General features: G+C 71.0%; 2 protein-coding genes and 1 pseudogene. 2 read left to right on the top strand and 1 reads right to left on the bottom strand.

What is annotated here, in order from left to right; translation table 11 throughout:
- Positions 1-231, bottom strand: a 231-nt coding sequence (locus AC1RS9_RS02475; RefSeq protein ID WP_492920399.1) for a rod shape-determining protein, incomplete at its 3' end; no start/stop codon positions are given.
- Between the two features lie 549 nt (positions 232-780).
- On the opposite strand from AC1RS9_RS02475, the pseudogene AC1RS9_RS02470 reads away from it, so the two are divergent.
- Positions 781-1,257: pseudogene (locus AC1RS9_RS02470) on the top strand (DUF2087 domain-containing protein); the annotation flags it as partial.
- Positions 1,181-1,528 (top strand): TraR/DksA family transcriptional regulator, encoded by a 348-nt coding sequence (locus tag AC1RS9_RS02465; RefSeq protein WP_062257508.1) that lies wholly within the window; start codon positions 1,181-1,183, stop codon positions 1,526-1,528. The pseudogene AC1RS9_RS02470 and the gene AC1RS9_RS02465, both read left to right, overlap by 77 nt.
- Positions 1,529-1,766 lie beyond the last annotated feature (238 nt).

The raw sequence follows: 1,766 nt of genomic DNA, 5'->3' as shown, positions 1-1,766 counted from the left end.
GCTGATGACGCCGCCGACGAGGGGGCGGACGACGGAGACGCGCCCGGGGGCTCGTCCGAGCATCTCCTTGGCGTCGTGGCCGGCGGCGAGCAGGTCGCCGGTCGCCGCGTCGAGTGCGACGACGCTGGGTTCGTCGACGACGATGCCCTGCCCGCTCTCGTAGACGAGCGTGTGCGCGGTCCCGAGGTCGATCGCGAGATCACGCGAGGGGGTCTTCAGTCGTCCGAGCACCGGGTGAGTATTTCAAAGTTGTCTGGGTGCCGCCGTTCGCCGAGCAAGGGGCGGACGCAAATTCGCTGGCCGGGCGCCGCGCCGCGCCGGCACGGCACGATGACCGTGGCGCCGCCTGCGCCCAGCTCACGCCCGGCCTCAGCCCGGATGCGTCGGAGCGAAGGGAAGCGGATTCTCAGGCGGATCATCTCCCGCAGCATGCGCCTGACGCGTCGTGCGGCTGGGGCGTTCTCGACGCGCGAAAGCGATTGACATGACCCGAGATGCCGATTTCAAGAAGTTCGTGCGCGCCCGGATGGCCGCGTCTGACGCGACCTACCTGCAGGCACGCACCGAACTGACGCGGACGCAGCCTGCGATCGAACAGCCTCCGACCGACCGGGCGGCGTCCCCCATCCCGAACGGCGCGCCAAGCCCTCTCGCCCAGGACCCCATCATCCCGACGGCTCTGGGGAAGTCGGCTCGTCAGTTCTTCGACGACAGCCGCCTGCGCACCATCCCCACGAAGCGAACGAAGCGCATGGCCGTGCTCCTCGTCTCGTCACGCGTTTCGAACCGCGTCGAGCGTACCCGGAGGCCGAGGTGTCGCGGATGCTGGCTGAGGTCCACGAGGACCCTGCGTATCCGCGCTGCGAGCTCGTCAACGTCGGTTGTCTCCGGCGCGAAGCGGGTGAGTACACGTTGGCACCTGCGCCACCGGCCCGCGACACGCGGTGGGCCAGGAGTTTCCCCGCGAGGAGGCCGACGTGTTCGCGGCGCTGTGGCAGCGCACGCCGCAGCGGTGACGCCCGGCGTGGCGCTTCGTCGTGGCACTTCGACGGGGCGCGTGACGCGGCGGTCGTCTTGAGGCGTCCCCGTCCCGACGCGACGCACTGCGGTGCAGCTCGGCCCACTGTCGCTCGTCCCGGTGCCGTGGCGGGTTGGCCGACGGTGACCGTACGATGGGGGCATGACCCCGGACGCTGCTCGCGCGCTGCTGGTCGAGAAACGTCGGGAGACGGTGGCTCGCCTGCGGGGGTTGGATGAGAGTTGGGCCGACATCGTCGAGTCGGCGCGCGATGCGAACATCGACGACGAGCACGACCCGGAGGGTTCGACGGTCGCCGTCGCCCGGGCCCAGGTCTCGTCGCTGGCTGACGAGGGACGTGGCCGACTCGCTGCGATCGACGCTGCGCTCGCACGCGTCGACGTGGGAACGTTCGGTGTGTGCGAACGCTGCGGCGCGACGATTCCGGACGCTCGTCTCGAGGCTCGCCCGACAGCCACCCGCTGCGTTACGTGCGCGGCAGCGCGCTGAGCCCCACCCCCTGCCGTCCGGGTGAGCCCGATGTGCAGTCAACGCCTCACCGCACACCGATCCTCGCTCGGTGGCATGCGCATCCGATCAGCGCCTCACCGGAACCGACCCTCGATCCACGCGAACGCGGGCCCGGGATGACGGACGCCGCCCCGGCCGGACACCGAGCGTGCGAGGTGAGCGGTCGAGGCGGCGTCCGTCATCCCGCCCGAAGCTGTGTCGCACCGAGCGAGGGGCC

Source organism: Dermacoccus sp. MPR-E5, assembly GCF_058809565.1.
This window is presented reverse-complemented; position numbering and strand designations above follow the sequence as displayed.